Below are 13,432 nucleotides of genomic sequence, written 5' to 3'. Positions count from 1 at the left end.
AGGCGCATAGCTTCTACGCAAGACAAGTTAGAACGCAAGCAGGAGCGCGTTGCCGAACTTGAAGCTACGGACAAAACGCATACGAAAATGTACGTAAACGAAGTCGAAATGCTGGCGCGCTATAAACGTGAGCTTGCGGAAATGCCGGCAGCGACAGTCGAAAACGCACCGCAGGAAATTACGGAGTTTTCGATTACGAATGGAAATCACCTTGCGTATCTAATCTACGACCATTTGCGCATAAAGGACCGAACTTACTTGGTTGACCGAAGCAAGAAACGTTCAACTGCGGCTGGCGTACTCGAAATGTATTACGAGGAAGAACCTGCGCTCGAACCGTTGGCTTCCGTTGCAGAATATACGAAGCTACTTACGACATATATACGCCCCTACCTCGGCACTCACGGTGCGGAAAGTTCAATCGAAGTAGACGGACGACTGCACTCGAACTTTAAAGCGGGAGGTACGTCTACAGGGCGCTATTCATCTAGTTCGTATAATGGGCGTTCAAAGGACGCATATGTCGGCGCAGTAAACGACGCCAACTACATCGACGCTGTTAAGACGTTAATCAAAGACGATAGTCGCGTAGGAAAGGGCGTCAACCTGCAAAACATCCCGACGCGAAGCACCAACGGTAAGCGCGTCCGTAACGCATTTGTTCCACGTGATGGTTTTATATTCATCGGAAGTGACCTCGGACAAATCGAGCCGCGAATTCAAGCGCACATAATGTACACGGTATACGGCGATAACTCAATGCGTCAGATTTTCGTAGACGGCATCGACTTATATACCGCAATGGCAATGCGTGTTTTCGGATACGAGGAGAAGTATTGCGTCGACGATGCGTATGATCCTACGGGCAAATTTAAGCCGCGTAGCATTATGAAAACGGGCATACTCGCTAAATCATACGGTCAGTCCTCGGCGGCATTTGCAAGGAATGTTGGGATTCCGCAGGAAGTAGCGGACGAGTTCTTCGTAAGTTTCGACGAGGAATTTCCGTCCTTTACGAAGATGGTCGAAGATACGATGGCCGACCTGCGTAAGAACGGATTCGTCGAAACATTGTATGGACGTAAGCGAAGATTCCCCGACTACAAGCGATTGCGTGCGGAAGTCCAGCGCAATGAAAAAAAGCTGATGGGTTACTATATCGAACGCAAGCAATTGAACGGCAAGAAGGAACGGACAGCACGCGATAAAGCACGGCTGGCGAAACTCGAAGAATTGATCGCGCCTCTCGCGGACAAGCGGAATTTAGTTTCGTATTGGGAACGCGCAGCATTTAACGCGAGGATTCAAGGTACTGGCGCGGATATCTTGAAACGTATAGGAAATCGGTTAGCGCGCGAATGTATGCGCCGAGGATGGGAGTTCAACGCCTCCATTCATGACGAAGTAAAGTTCAGTCTGCCGATACCGGAACTAAACGAAGGCACAATCGAACTCGTACACGACATTATGACGAAGACATCGGAATTGTCCGTACCACTCGTAACTGACACGGTTATTGAAACGCGTTGGATGGACGCTTATAAACCGACTGAATGGGATTTCGAACGACAACAACCGAAAGGAAGTCGATAACTTGACAAAGGAAATTCCCCTAACGAAAGGAAAAGTAGCCATTGTTGATGATGCCGATTACGAGGAACTCTCGAAATATAGTTGGTATTACGAGGATCATGGGTACGCCTGTCGGAGAAAAACCTTCGGGTATTACGAGAGCAGAAAAGTCTATATGCACCGAGAAATAATGAAAGAGGCGGAGGACAAGGTAGTAGACCATATTAACCGGGACGGGTTAGACAACAGGAGAGCTAATCTACGTATAGTCAGTCAAAGTTTGAACTTATTTAATTCAGGTGTCCGTGTTAATAATACATCTGGATTTAAAGGGGTGAGTAGATCAGGTGAACGGTGGCGTTCAAGGATATATGTGGACGGTAAAGAGAAATCGCTTGGGGTATTCGATTGTAAAATAGAGGCGGCTTTAGCTTATAACGAATCCGCGAAAAAACTGTACGGGGATCACGCGTTTTTAAACAAAATAGAACTAGAGGAGGATGTAATTTGATAGACAATAATAACGACATTTCGAAACAAATAGAAGGTGACATGATCGCTATGTTGGATGAATGGCATTCTCTTCAAGAAACGTGGGATAACGCACTAGACGTACAAATTGCGAAGTGGTACTCGAATCCTCCGCAGGTTTGGCCCGAACGCGATGCGCCGTATTTCAGCCCGTCAGCAGCTACGAAATGCCCGCGCGAACTGTACATGAAAGCGGTCAAGGCGCCCAAAGACGTTGTCGTAAAACAACCGCATCAATCGCGCTGGCAAGGCATCGGTACGGTTATCGGGGACTACATTCAGCGCGAAATCCTCGCTATCGAACGGAATCTCGAAAAGCTAACCGGCAACAAACCGCGCTTCACATTCGAACGGAACGCCGACGGCACGCCAATGTTCGAGGAGTTCGCGAAGAAGAGTAAACTCGTCGAGCACAACGGAGAACGCTTCTACCTCTATGGCGCACCTGACGGCATCTTGCGCTACACAACGGACGACGGCGAGATTATTCGCGTTGGACTCGAAATAAAGTCGAAACAACAGTCGCCGTCGAAAACGTCGGTCAAATCGATGAAGCAAGCGGACTACGCGCACGAAGTACAGACCGCGTTATATGCGTACATGTACGACGTTGATTATTACGTAGTTTTTTACCAAAACGGATCGAAGCGCGACTGGAACATGACCCCGGAAGAATACGCAAACTTCCCTGATATTCGGGCGTTTTGTAGGCGCATTACTGACGCAGACCGCGCGCCTATCTTCGATAAGTTCGCCGCAATAACGAAGGCGTTGCGCGAAAAGAATCCTCCGACGCTCAACCTCGACGAGTGGCGATTCAACGACTATAAGACAGCGTGCGCGCTTTCGCTTACTGACGCGGAGTACGACGAACTTATCGCGATGAATGAGCGCTTGCAACATTCGAATTTAATCGACTGGAAGAAACGCCAGCACGCGGAAGCTATCGAGTTTATTACTGAAACGCGAAAGGGGACGAAGTGATGACGAAGTTTAAGACGGAAAAGCGTAAGGCACACGTAGGCGAGCGGATTTTGATTACGAACGAGGAATACAGCGAAGGTCAATATCGGAATGGCGATGTACTGACGGTGAGTGAACTCCGAAACAGTTTCGGAGGGGTTTACGTAACAGAAAGACCGTTAGCGCCATTTATCGACCATAACGAATACGAAGTCATCGTAGACTATCAGTCACACAACGAACAATTCGTACTCACACGCCTATTCGACGCCGAAGCGCAAATCGACGAGTTACAGCGGAAGGTTGCGAAGTTGGAGGCGCAGATTGCGGACAAGCCAACGTTATTTCCGAGAGGACATTCGAAGACATCGTACGTAGAGGCGATGATCGAGAATCACTTCGAGCAATTATGGGCGGAAAAGAAAACGCCAAATCAACGCAGAGCAGACGTAATCAAGCAGGCGCGCGAGTACGTGGTGGAGCATACGAAGCACAACGGGAGAGCTGGCAGAAATAGTGGAGTAATGGTAGGGAACTACGTCACTATTCCGGAGTTTATCGTTAATGCTGAAAAACGAACGGTAGTCGTACTAATGAAAGGCGTAAATTGCGGTAAGATTCTCGCAAAAGGAATCGCCAAGTGTGCGCCGGACGACGTATTCAACGCCGACATCGGCAAAGCCATCGCACTAGGTCGTGCGAAGGGCGTAGAGATTCCGCAGGAGTTCTTTAATGCGCCGAAGCCTACGGAGGTTGTCGTGGGGATGGTCGTAAAATACTTCAAAGACGGTGGATTCAAGTTTACTTACGATGTTAGCTCGCATGTTTTAGATACTATTCGCAGGGACGCGGTAGAAAGTTCGATATGGGACGTTAAGATTGTCGACGATACCGAGGCGCAATACGAGGTATCGGCTTGACGGCATACAAGCCCTTGCGCCTGCTCGCGTTCGACACTTCGCTGTCCTCGCCGGGCGTTGCGGTCATCGCCGTAGACAAGCGCGGCAAGCCAACGATCGAAGCGCTGTCGCACGTCAAGCCCGATGTCAAGGCACCATATGCCCTCCGCACCAACATCGTGGAATCGTGGGCTACGTTGTTCATCGCGGCGCACAAACCCCCGTTTGAGTACGTAGTGCGCGAGGACTTTCATGGCATGTCGTCGGCGCAAAACTATCCGGTGTTCGCTGCGTGGGCAGGGACGGAGCTTGCGGCGCATAAATTCGGGCTGTCGTTCGATAAATACGTGACGACGACGAAGGGCGGGCGCAAGAAGACAACGCAAGGCATGTCGCAGTCGGCGATCAAGTTGGCGGTCGTTGGCAAAGGCACGGCGACAAAAGACGAGGTTGCGGCAGCGGTGCGTCGCTGGACGGGCTATGACGGCGAGTTTGCGTGTGACGACGAGTCCGACGCGGCGGCGGTCGGCCTTGCGTGGCTGATTGCGCACGGCTTAATAAATACGGAGGTGGCGCAATAATGACGAAATACACAGACGAGCAGATTATCGCATATCTGAAGACTTTGCGCGAAGGTGACGTGCTTACGGCGGTGAAGGACAAAGGCGGTGAATATACTGCCGGCAGTAAGTACGTCGCAAAGTTAGACAATGACGGAGATTTATACATTAAGAATGACAATATTAGTTCGGATTATATAAGAATCGGTAGTACGTACGTTTGTTACGTGTTCGTAAGGTTCCAAACCGGAGTGTTCGAAATACCTGCGCAAGTCAACGATGCCCCGTTCGAACTCACAATTACGCAAACGTACCCGACAGACGTATTCGACGACAAGGCGTATTACATCGTACATGCATCGGTAGACGGGGCAGGCTTGGTCCGTTTGCAAGCGTTGGAAGCGGAGAGCAAGCGGGCGGGCGTTCTTGCGGAACTATATGCAAAGCGCGACGCAATACAGACGCAAATACGCAGTTTGGAGGTGACGCAATGACAACGCCTAAAAAGCCGCCAAATAAGGCGACGCAACGTCTAGCGGAGTTTATCACGTATTCTATTATTGCGCTAATACTACTCGCGCTAGTAGTCGGTGGATTCTTCGCACACCTTGCGCTAATTCGATGGGGACTGCGCATATGGCCGATTTAGAACCGATCATGTCGGAAGCTCGGCGGCTTGAAACGTTGCGCTACTTAGAACAACGGCGCAGCGACGTAAAGTTCGACCTAAGTCACTTGAAAATAGCGGAGGCGCGGCTAGAACGCGAGTTAATCGAAATTGAGGACGCAATGCAGGACTTGCAGGCGGAAGACAAACGCAAAGGGGACGATTGAGTGACGAAATTACTAACTGACGAATTTTTATCGCAATATCCGGACTTCCCATCGCACATGAACGCGCTAGGGCAGTTCGTTTATTATCGGACATACTCGCGCTATTTGCCCGCAAAAGGGCGGCGCGAGACATGGAAGGAAACGGTTGCGCGCGCTACGGAATATAACGTAGGACTTGCGCAGAAGCATACGGACAGGATCGGCTATATGGCGGACGTAGATGCCTTACGCGCCGATGCCGAGCTACTATTCGATAATATGTTCAACTTGCGTCAATTCGTCAGCGGGCGGACACTATGGGTCGGCGGTGCTGATGGCGATGTTGCCGAGAAATATCCGTTATCCAATTTCAATTGCTCCTACGTAAGTATACGCAGTTGGGACGACTTGGGCGACTTGTTCTACTTGCTACTTGTCGGAACTGGCGTCGGCTTTAAAGCGACGAAGGAATACGCCGCAAACTTGGCACCAATCCGCGCAAACGTGCAAGTAACGCACGAGCCATTCACACAACGATACCCGGCGACAAAGATCGCGGATACTGAATTACACATCATTAACGATGGTATAAAAGCAGTGATTCACGTAGGCGATTCGAAAGAAGGATGGGTCGAGTCCTTGCGCGTGTTCTTCCGTTTACTGACCGAGGCGCAATATGAGTCCGTCGAGGAAATCGGCATTTACTACGACTACATTCGACCACAAGGCGCGCGTCTGAATACATTCGGCGGCACAGCGTCCGGTCACGAGCCTTTGCGCGAAATGTTCGAAGGTATTTCGAAAGTATTGTGCAATGAAATGGATGCGACACTTGCGCCGTTGGATGACGTTGGTAATGGCTACAAGCGCGTCAGACCGATTCACATACTCGACATCGGTAACTTGATTGGCTACAACGTCGTGGTCGGTGGCGTGCGTAGGACTGCGGAAATCTTCTTATTCGATGCGGACGATTACGAGTCGATGTTCGCTAAGTACGGAATCAACGGAATTTGGAATGCCGATCAGCACGAGCGCGTCGTCGGACTCGTCGAAGCTGCGGGCTTGAACGATGTCGCAAATATGCTTGCTGCGATTGAACCGTTCAACGCGGAAGCTAGACCGTTGCATCACCGTCGTATGTCGAATAACTCGATTGCATTTACGGAAAAGCCTACGGAAGAGAAGTTAGCGCTAATCTTCGAACTCATGCAAGCCGAAGGGGAACCCGGATTCATAAATCTCGAAGAAGCGCGCAGACGTCGACCGAACGCGGAGGGACTGAACCCCTGCGTGGAGATCATCCTCGACAGTTACGGCGTGTGTAATCTAACGACTGTCAACCTCGTTCAATTCGTTCGTGAAATCAACGGCGAGAATTTCATCGACGTTATCGGACTTCTTGAAGCACAACGCGCATCAGCACGCGCGGGATTGCGTATGACACTCGCCGAGCTAGAGCTTCCGCACTGGGATGCAGTACAGCAGCGCGACAGACTACTCGGTACATCGCTGACAGGCGTTAAGGACGCGTTCGCCATGATCGACTATACGGAACAGGAAGAAGCGGAATTACTTGCGTTGCTCGGACAAGTTGCTCGCGAAGAAGCCGACAGATATGCGAAGGCATTGCGTGTCAATGCGCCACTGCTCGTAACAACAGTCAAGCCGGAAGGTACGATTTCGCAAGTTGCAGGCGGAGTATCGAGCGGATTGCATTGGTCGCACTCTCCGTACTATGTGCGTCGTATTCGGATCAATGCGACAGACCCGTTAGCAAAAGCGGTACAGTCGATTGGATGGCCAGTACATGCGGAAGTAGGGACACCGGGAAAAACGGAAGCTGAACGGATTGCGAATGCGCGCACACTCGTCATAGACTTTCCGGTAGCATCGGGCGCAAGAAAGACGAAGGACGACGTACATGTTGCGGAGCAGTTTGACACGTACTTCCGATTCCAGCGCGAATACACCGAACATAATTCGTCTAATACGATTCACGTACGACCGGACGAATGGAGCGAAGCGCAGTCGATAGTCTACGAGAATTGGGACGACTTCGTTGGCGTTAGCTTCCTCGCACATGACGGAGGTTCTTACGAGCTTGCGCCGTATGAAGCTATTACGCGCGAGCAGTACGAGGAAATGGCCGCGAAGATGGCGGAGTTTGTTCCGGCAATACTCGAAAAGTTCGAAACGGGCGAAGACAGTGACCTCGACGGAATGGACGGTTGCGAAGGCGGAGTATGTCCGATTAGGTAAAGGAGGCACGCGCAATGAACGAAGATATGATCGCAGGAATCCGACTTATGGTCGACAATCAGGAGCTATTTAAACAACATGTCGTATTAAATGCGGTATTAATGCGGATCGCGTTTGAGTCGTATCAGAAAGCGGGCTTTACCGAAGAACAGGCGACGGAGATTATCAAAGCACGAGGACCGCTATAAACGTAAAGGAGACGATAATATGACGCAAGCTAACGCACAGCCAATCAGAAACAGACGAATCCGACGCGACTTCACGCGATTGCTAGAATTGATTGCCAACGCAAAGGACGCCAGCAACGATTTCCAATCGGATCATAACGTATTTGCGGAGGTGGAACGACTAGCCGAACGCAACGGGCTAGGTTTTGATGATAACGGTGACGTAAAGGAGGTGACTGCGGAATGATCGAAGAATACGGGTTGTCTATCGTAATAGCTGTCTACTTGGTGTATGCGATTGGGACTGGCGGACTTGTAATCGCGTTAGGATACATCGCTGCGTTTGCACTTCGGTTATGGATGGAAGTACGTGGAGTATACGGTGAATACCTCGAATTTCTACGTTACAAAAGTCATCGTAACGAACATCCGGGAACACTAGGCGAATTGGAGAAGGATGCGATAAAAGAGAGACTGACTAAACGCAAAGGGGACGTATAAATGGACGCAGAAACAGCGCAAGCAATCGAAATAGCATTGGCGAAGGAATCGCGCCTGCAAGTAGGCTTCAAACGCTTATCGCCTGACGCCGTGATGCCGACGAAAGCCCACGCAAGCGACTCCGGCTTTGACCTCGTAGCAAGCGCGGACGTTATTATTGCGCCGGGTGAAACTGCGGTCGTGCCTACGGGCATTGCCGTACAGCTTCCGGCAGACTATGAAGCAACGGTAAGACCGCGGTCGGGAGTGACGGCTAAGACGAAGCTGCGCGTTCAGCTAGGGACGATTGACAACGGCTATAACGGCGAGATTGGCGTTATTGTCGATAATATTGCGGAAGTAGGCCGCGAAGATTGTGGCGTAAATTATATTGACGGTAGTCCGGAATATTACGAAAGCGCCTCGTACTTAATCCGCAAAGGCGACCGTATCGCCCAACTCGTAATCACGCGCCTGCCTGACGTAGTAGGCGTCGAGGTTGAGGACGTGGAAATTACGGAGCGTGGGGCGCATGGCTTCGGATCAAGCGGAGTAAAATAAAAAGACGCCTAATTAAGGCGTCGATGTTTCCGCAATACCGTATTCATCTTCGATCCAGATAAGTATTTCTGACGGATTTTTAACTCTTTGTTCTAAAGGTTTATGCTTGGTTGCGTATTCGTAATAACCAATCGCTGCATCTTCCGCTGAAGAAGTATTCATCCATGAAAACGGTCCGGAACCTTTACAGCCACTAAGCATTTGACCGACTCTCACGCATAGTACGTGGTCGTTATCACTTATTTTCGCGATGTCTTTGTACTGCTTTATCCGATAGTCATTCCATACATTCTCCATATTCGATCAGCCTCCGTTTGTTTTATTATACAAATCATAACCCATATAAAAGCGTGGGTCAAGCGAAAAACTAACGAAAGTTTGACGAAGTAAAATTTATTTTTGAAAGGTTGCGATTAAATGAACAGATTAGAAGTCCTCGATAAAGGTTACGTTATTCTGCACGACGTAATGGGTAGCGATCTAACAGTCGTGAACAGCGCAAGAGTATCATACGACAAAAAATCGGAATCACTGACGGAAGGCGACCGTAGGTTAATCGCCTTCCTCGCGCGGGAAGGACATACGAGTCCCTTTCGTCATTCGACGTTGCAATTCGAGGTATATTCGCCACTAATGGTCGCAAGGCAGCACTTTAAATATATCGTAGGGTCGTCTATTGCGGAGGCTACAGGAGATAACATGGACGCTTGGAACGAAAGTTCACGGAGGTATGTAACGGAAGAACCGACGTTCTACCTGCCGCAACCGGACGAGTGGCGAAGCGCTCCGGAGAGTAGTAAGCAAGGCTCCGGAGATATTGTGCCGTATGTAATCGGAAAGGCTGCATGGTTGCGTTTAATGGACCAAATCGACAGTGATTACGCTAACTACAAGTGGGCGTTGGAGCATGGAATATGCGCAGAGCAAGCGCGACTATTCCTGCCTGCCTACGGAATGTACGTACGCTATTACTGGACGGCATCGCTACAATCCGTCGCACACTTCGTTAATCAGCGCCTAGCAGACGACGCACAGGTCGAGATTCAAGCGTACGCACGCGCCGTCCTCGAGCTAGCGCGCGAACATTTTCCGGCAAGCATCGACGCTTTAGTTACGGAAGCAGGTGTGCGTAAATGAAGCGACTAAAATTGGCTGTAGCCGCGCTAATAATCGCAATCACGACGTTCTATTACGCCGCAATCCGACTGCCCGACGTAGCCGAGCAGGAAGATGACGCAAATATAGACGATGAAATAGCGCAACCCATTTCGCCTGCTTACGCAGTGCCTAGCGTATACGACAGCATGAAAGACGAGCTAGAGACGCGTAAGCAGGCGGCATTAATTGCGGCTAAACAACGTAGAATCGACGCAATAGCAAAGGAGCATGTCGAAGCCGAGCGGCGCAAGAAGGCGAAAGTACAAGCGGAGTCAAAGCGCCAGGTACCCGTTTCGCGCGGAAGTAGCTACGTGGGACAGGCGCAGTCGTTCGAAAGTACTTTTTATACTGCGAAATGTCCTACGGGCTGTACCGGTATAACTTCGAGCGGTTATGACGTGCGCAATACGATTTACTACGGGGAGTATCGGATATTGGCTGCGCCTCCGTCGATTCCGCTGTATTCAATATTACGCGTCACACTTGCCGATGGAACTAAGTTCGACGGCATTGTACTTGATCGCGGCGGTGACATCGGAGAGGGTAGGCTCGATATTCTCGTGAAGTCGCGCGATGAAGCGTATAGGCTCGGTAGGCAGACGGTGGAAGTGCGCTTCCTTCGTCGCGGTAAGTGACGCATGGTTAGACGAGGTAAATAGCGAAAGGGGACGGTATGTATGGCGTTAAAGGAAATGCCGAAGGTTGGCGACAAGGTGCGGTGCGTACGTAAGTTTAAGCATGATGACGTTACGGTCGGAAAGGTTTACACGATTGACGAGGTAGATGCGGATGGGTTCGCTCGCTTCGAAGATGACGACGGACATTCTTATATCAGCGAGGATACATTCGATAGTTTCGAACTCGTAACGGAACCCTCGCCGTCCGTAACCGACCTTATCGCGAATCTTGCGCGCAGAGTTAGCGAATTAGAAGAACGTGATAAAGAACGCGATTTCTACGATAAAACAGTCGCAGCATACTACGGTATGAGCGACGAAACTCCCGACGGAACTTCCGACAAAGCGGAGAAAATTCGCCAAGCCTGCGATGAAGTCCGCGACTTATTGATACGCAAGAATCACGACTACGGCGACAGTTTCGCGCAACAATACGCAAAGTACGGACTACAGTCGGCGCTAATCCGCATGGACGACAAAATGCGCAGGCTTGAAACGTTGACGGACGGCAAGCAAGCGCAAGTCGCAGAATCGATCGAGGATACGTTAGCAGATTTGGCAGGTTACGCATTACTTGCGTTAGTAGAGGCGCGCAAGGCGGGCGTTATCGTTGACTGAAACGCAACTAACATACCGCGCGCCGAGTCCAGTAGTCGGCTTCCGCGAGGACGCCAAGAACCCGTATCTCGGAGCAGATAAGGCGTTCATCATCGGGACTATTGCGGTTATCGACGGTGGAGGACGCATTGACGACGAAAAGATAGCGGATATGCGCGCCTTAATTGACGCGTATTTGGCGGATACCGGACAGGAAAGCCTCGGATGGTTGCGCGGTCCTACTTCGACTTAGACTCAATCAACTCCGCATCAATCGGCGCATCCTGCGCAAGCCGGAAGATATATACGCCGTCTACGGACGTGCCACGATCAAATACGTAGGTAAGCGGCGCTTTGTTCATGTCGATTTTGAAATCGGCGACAAACTTGCGGGCAGACGCATAATGGCGCTTGTCTAATACGTAGGTGAAATTCGCAGGCACGGCGTCCATGTTCTTCGTTAGTACCGCGATGGACTTCGTCGCGACGTTATAGCCGATGGCGATTTTGCTGTACGCCTTTAGTCCGAACATTTTGCGCAAGGACGTATTGAAGTAGAAACGGCGTTGCGTATCTAGCGTAATGAACGGCGTGCCGTCGGATGGGACAAACGTAAAGCCGGCGAGGGCTTCGTCGATTGCTGCGGGTGTGAGTACGTTTTTTAGGGCGATATTTGCGTTGGACATTAGTAGAACCTCCGATCAATTGTCGAATATCAGCGTTATTGTAACGCATTATTGACGAAGTGGCAAGGAATTATACGCGCTGTGCACGAAATTAGGCGCAAAGGGGCGAAGTTATGACGCAATACACGGACAAAGTACGCCGACTACTCGCACAATATCACGACCTAAAGGCGCGCCAAGACGTAGGTGACTTCGGCGCGACCGATATACTGATCGATTTACACTACGCAATTAAACGCGCAGGAATGACGCAGAAACAGCGAGAAGCGTTCGACGCCGTATTCATCCGGGGACAGGCGCAGAAGGACGTAGCGAGGGCGATGGGCATCGCAGAAATGACGTTATCTAACCGACTGGCATATGCAATCGTGAAGCTGGCGGCAGTTTTCGAGGAATGGGACTACTTAGACGAAGTAGAGGCGGTGAACTATGTATAACTTTACGATAGGAACGCATAACGAACAGCTAAACGCCTATATTGACGACTTATGGGCGCAAGAGAAGTGGGAGAAGGCGCTAGGTATTGCGGGAGTTGGTGGTTCAAAGCGTTACGAATACGCCGAGCAACGCCGCAAGAACGTGGAATTAATTACGGAATCCTTCTACGCGACAGTCGGACAAATGCCATCACCTGCGCAACTCGACCGATTGGCGTCGTTCTTGCTATTCGACGAGCTGTCCGACCCGCATCCGGACAAGATGACGCGCGAAGAATATCCGATTATGAGCGACAGTCAGCGAGACGAGCGACTAGGCGACGAGGTTAGTTTCAAATGGACGGAAAGTGTTGCGGTAGATGGGCGTGATTACCAGCCGAAAACACGCGATTATATGCGTAAATTGCGAGAAATTGGTCGCTGACACCTTACTGAGCGGGCGTTAGTTGGCTATACATTATAGTAAGAGAATTACGCTCTCGTACCGCGAAAGTTTGTGGCGGGATATGCGCGAAGAGACGTTCATTGGGAACGCCGGCGAGCGCTCGCACTACGGCGGTGCGTAAGGTAGCCGAATATAGAAGTGCTGCGCAAGCAGGCGTATGACAAGCGAACTATGTCCGTGCGACTCCCGAACACGTTAAATAAAGCGGGATCGCTGACCTACCGAGATGTAGCGTCAGACCGCCGGTTAGCGGCACAGTCGCCACCGGCTTTTGTCTGCCAAGTCGCGGACACTTGACGCCTGTCACATCCGCGCAAGAAGCGCAGTAACATCGAGTGGCAGGCGGTTTTTCTTGGCGTTAGTACTTCGCCACTTTGCGATGTGCCTACGGCTAGTCGCTTACAAAGGCTTCGTTCGCTGTGCCGGCTAAACAGCGTTCGTTCTTCGCGTAGTTAACCAAAAGACCGCAACATCCATAACGGAAGCTGCGGTCTTTTATCGTTCCTATTTACGCGGCTCTTGTACGTTAAGATGCTGCTTGATCGCGGACTGTAAGAGCGCCGAATAGTTGATGTCCTCTTTCGACGCAATATCATCAAGCCACTTCGGAATGGTCAGCGTCTT

21 protein-coding genes are annotated in these 13,432 nt (G+C 50.6%); 19 read left to right on the top strand and 2 right to left on the bottom strand.

Translation table 11 applies throughout. The features are described from left to right. The 13 genes from AWV70_RS21605 to AWV70_RS21555 form a co-directional block, all read left to right on the top strand. Positions 1-1,593 (top strand): DNA polymerase A family protein (locus AWV70_RS21605; protein ID WP_235588807.1); only part of this gene is annotated, 1,593 nt, incomplete at its 5' end. A 1-nt stretch (position 1,594) separates the two neighbouring features. Then, positions 1,595-2,083, top strand: coding sequence for an HNH endonuclease (locus tag AWV70_RS21600; protein ID WP_060210534.1), 489 nt, complete (start codon positions 1,595-1,597; stop codon positions 2,081-2,083). Beyond that, positions 2,080-3,087, top strand: a complete 1,008-nt coding sequence (locus tag AWV70_RS21595) for a hypothetical protein (RefSeq protein ID WP_153010077.1) — start codon at positions 2,080-2,082, stop codon at positions 3,085-3,087. The genes AWV70_RS21600 and AWV70_RS21595 overlap by 4 nt, the downstream gene beginning before the upstream one ends. Next, the gene (locus AWV70_RS21590; protein ID WP_060210533.1) at positions 3,087-3,986 is read left to right on the top strand and encodes a hypothetical protein; all 900 of its coding nucleotides are present in this window, start codon (positions 3,087-3,089) and stop codon (positions 3,984-3,986) included. The genes AWV70_RS21595 and AWV70_RS21590 overlap by 1 nt, the downstream gene beginning before the upstream one ends. Beyond that, a complete protein-coding gene (locus AWV70_RS21585; protein WP_060210532.1) occupies positions 3,983-4,546 on the top strand; it encodes a hypothetical protein in 564 nt (187 codons plus the stop codon). The genes AWV70_RS21590 and AWV70_RS21585 overlap by 4 nt, the downstream gene beginning before the upstream one ends. Continuing rightward, entirely contained in the window at positions 4,546-5,019 is a 474-nt protein-coding gene (locus AWV70_RS21580; RefSeq protein WP_060210531.1) for a hypothetical protein, read from the top strand. The genes AWV70_RS21585 and AWV70_RS21580 overlap by 1 nt, the downstream gene beginning before the upstream one ends. Continuing rightward, positions 5,016-5,174: a hypothetical protein gene (locus tag AWV70_RS23995; RefSeq protein ID WP_160327708.1), complete on the top strand. Its 159-nt coding sequence runs from the start codon at positions 5,016-5,018 to the stop codon at positions 5,172-5,174. The genes AWV70_RS21580 and AWV70_RS23995 overlap by 4 nt, the downstream gene beginning before the upstream one ends. After that, positions 5,162-5,359 carry a hypothetical protein gene (locus tag AWV70_RS21575; protein WP_060210530.1) on the top strand — a complete coding sequence of 66 codons (198 nt, stop codon included), beginning with the start codon at positions 5,162-5,164 and terminating at the stop codon, positions 5,357-5,359. Before AWV70_RS23995 ends, AWV70_RS21575 begins: the two co-directional genes overlap by 13 nt. Beyond that, on the top strand, positions 5,360-7,600 hold the full coding sequence (gene nrdJ / locus AWV70_RS21570) for a ribonucleoside-triphosphate reductase, adenosylcobalamin-dependent (protein WP_060210529.1): 2,241 nt from the start codon (positions 5,360-5,362) through the stop codon (positions 7,598-7,600). It abuts the gene before it with no gap. A gap of 14 nt (positions 7,601-7,614) precedes the next feature. Next, complete coding sequence (locus AWV70_RS23990; protein ID WP_160327707.1) at positions 7,615-7,788, top strand: hypothetical protein; 174 nt, start codon at positions 7,615-7,617, stop codon at positions 7,786-7,788. Positions 7,789-7,807: 19 nt separating this feature from the next. Continuing rightward, the gene (locus AWV70_RS21565; protein WP_060210528.1) at positions 7,808-8,014 is read left to right on the top strand and encodes a hypothetical protein; all 207 of its coding nucleotides are present in this window, start codon (positions 7,808-7,810) and stop codon (positions 8,012-8,014) included. Further along, positions 8,011-8,268: a hypothetical protein gene (locus AWV70_RS21560; RefSeq protein WP_060210527.1), complete on the top strand. Its 258-nt coding sequence runs from the start codon at positions 8,011-8,013 to the stop codon at positions 8,266-8,268. The genes AWV70_RS21565 and AWV70_RS21560 overlap by 4 nt, the downstream gene beginning before the upstream one ends. Then, positions 8,269-8,808 carry a dUTP diphosphatase gene (locus AWV70_RS21555; protein ID WP_060210526.1) on the top strand — a complete coding sequence of 180 codons (540 nt, stop codon included), beginning with the start codon at positions 8,269-8,271 and terminating at the stop codon, positions 8,806-8,808. A 12-nt stretch (positions 8,809-8,820) separates the two neighbouring features. Here AWV70_RS21555 and AWV70_RS21550 read toward each other — a convergent pair whose 3' ends face one another. Beyond that, positions 8,821-9,105, bottom strand: a complete 285-nt coding sequence (locus AWV70_RS21550) for a hypothetical protein (RefSeq protein WP_060210525.1) — start codon at positions 9,103-9,105, stop codon at positions 8,821-8,823. Between the two features lie 120 nt (positions 9,106-9,225). Between AWV70_RS21550 and thyX the strand changes: the two genes are divergently transcribed. From thyX to AWV70_RS21530, 4 genes are read left to right on the top strand one after another with little or no spacing between them, the layout of a single operon-like run. Continuing rightward, entirely contained in the window at positions 9,226-9,945 is a 720-nt protein-coding gene (thyX, locus tag AWV70_RS21545; RefSeq protein WP_060210524.1) for an FAD-dependent thymidylate synthase, read from the top strand. Beyond that, a complete protein-coding gene (locus AWV70_RS21540) occupies positions 9,942-10,601 on the top strand; it encodes a 3D domain-containing protein (protein WP_060210523.1) in 660 nt (219 codons plus the stop codon). The genes thyX and AWV70_RS21540 overlap by 4 nt, the downstream gene beginning before the upstream one ends. A gap of 42 nt (positions 10,602-10,643) precedes the next feature. After that, on the top strand, positions 10,644-11,261 hold the full coding sequence (locus AWV70_RS25015; RefSeq protein ID WP_235588806.1) for a nucleotide modification associated domain-containing protein: 618 nt from the start codon (positions 10,644-10,646) through the stop codon (positions 11,259-11,261). Continuing rightward, a complete protein-coding gene (locus AWV70_RS21530) occupies positions 11,254-11,493 on the top strand; it encodes a hypothetical protein (protein ID WP_060210522.1) in 240 nt (79 codons plus the stop codon). The genes AWV70_RS25015 and AWV70_RS21530 overlap by 8 nt, the downstream gene beginning before the upstream one ends. Here AWV70_RS21530 and AWV70_RS21525 read toward each other — a convergent pair. Beyond that, positions 11,480-11,926, bottom strand: a complete 447-nt coding sequence (locus AWV70_RS21525) for a hypothetical protein (RefSeq protein ID WP_060210521.1) — start codon at positions 11,924-11,926, stop codon at positions 11,480-11,482. The two genes, AWV70_RS21530 and AWV70_RS21525, sit on opposite strands and share 14 nt — an antisense overlap. A gap of 113 nt (positions 11,927-12,039) precedes the next feature. Between AWV70_RS21525 and AWV70_RS21520 the strand changes: the two genes are divergently transcribed. Further along, a complete protein-coding gene (locus AWV70_RS21520; protein WP_060210520.1) occupies positions 12,040-12,363 on the top strand; it encodes a sigma factor-like helix-turn-helix DNA-binding protein in 324 nt (107 codons plus the stop codon). Beyond that, positions 12,356-12,787 carry a hypothetical protein gene (locus tag AWV70_RS21515; protein ID WP_060210519.1) on the top strand — a complete coding sequence of 144 codons (432 nt, stop codon included), beginning with the start codon at positions 12,356-12,358 and terminating at the stop codon, positions 12,785-12,787. Before AWV70_RS21520 ends, AWV70_RS21515 begins: the two co-directional genes overlap by 8 nt. The last annotated feature ends 645 nt before the right edge of the window (positions 12,788-13,432 follow it).

Origin of the sequence: Sporosarcina koreensis, assembly GCF_001531445.1 — a bacterium.
GTDB classification, from domain to species: domain Bacteria; phylum Bacillota; class Bacilli; order Bacillales_A; family Planococcaceae; genus Sporosarcina; species Sporosarcina koreensis_C.
The sequence above is the reverse complement of the archived record's forward strand: the minus strand, read 5'-3'. Positions and strand labels throughout refer to the sequence as shown.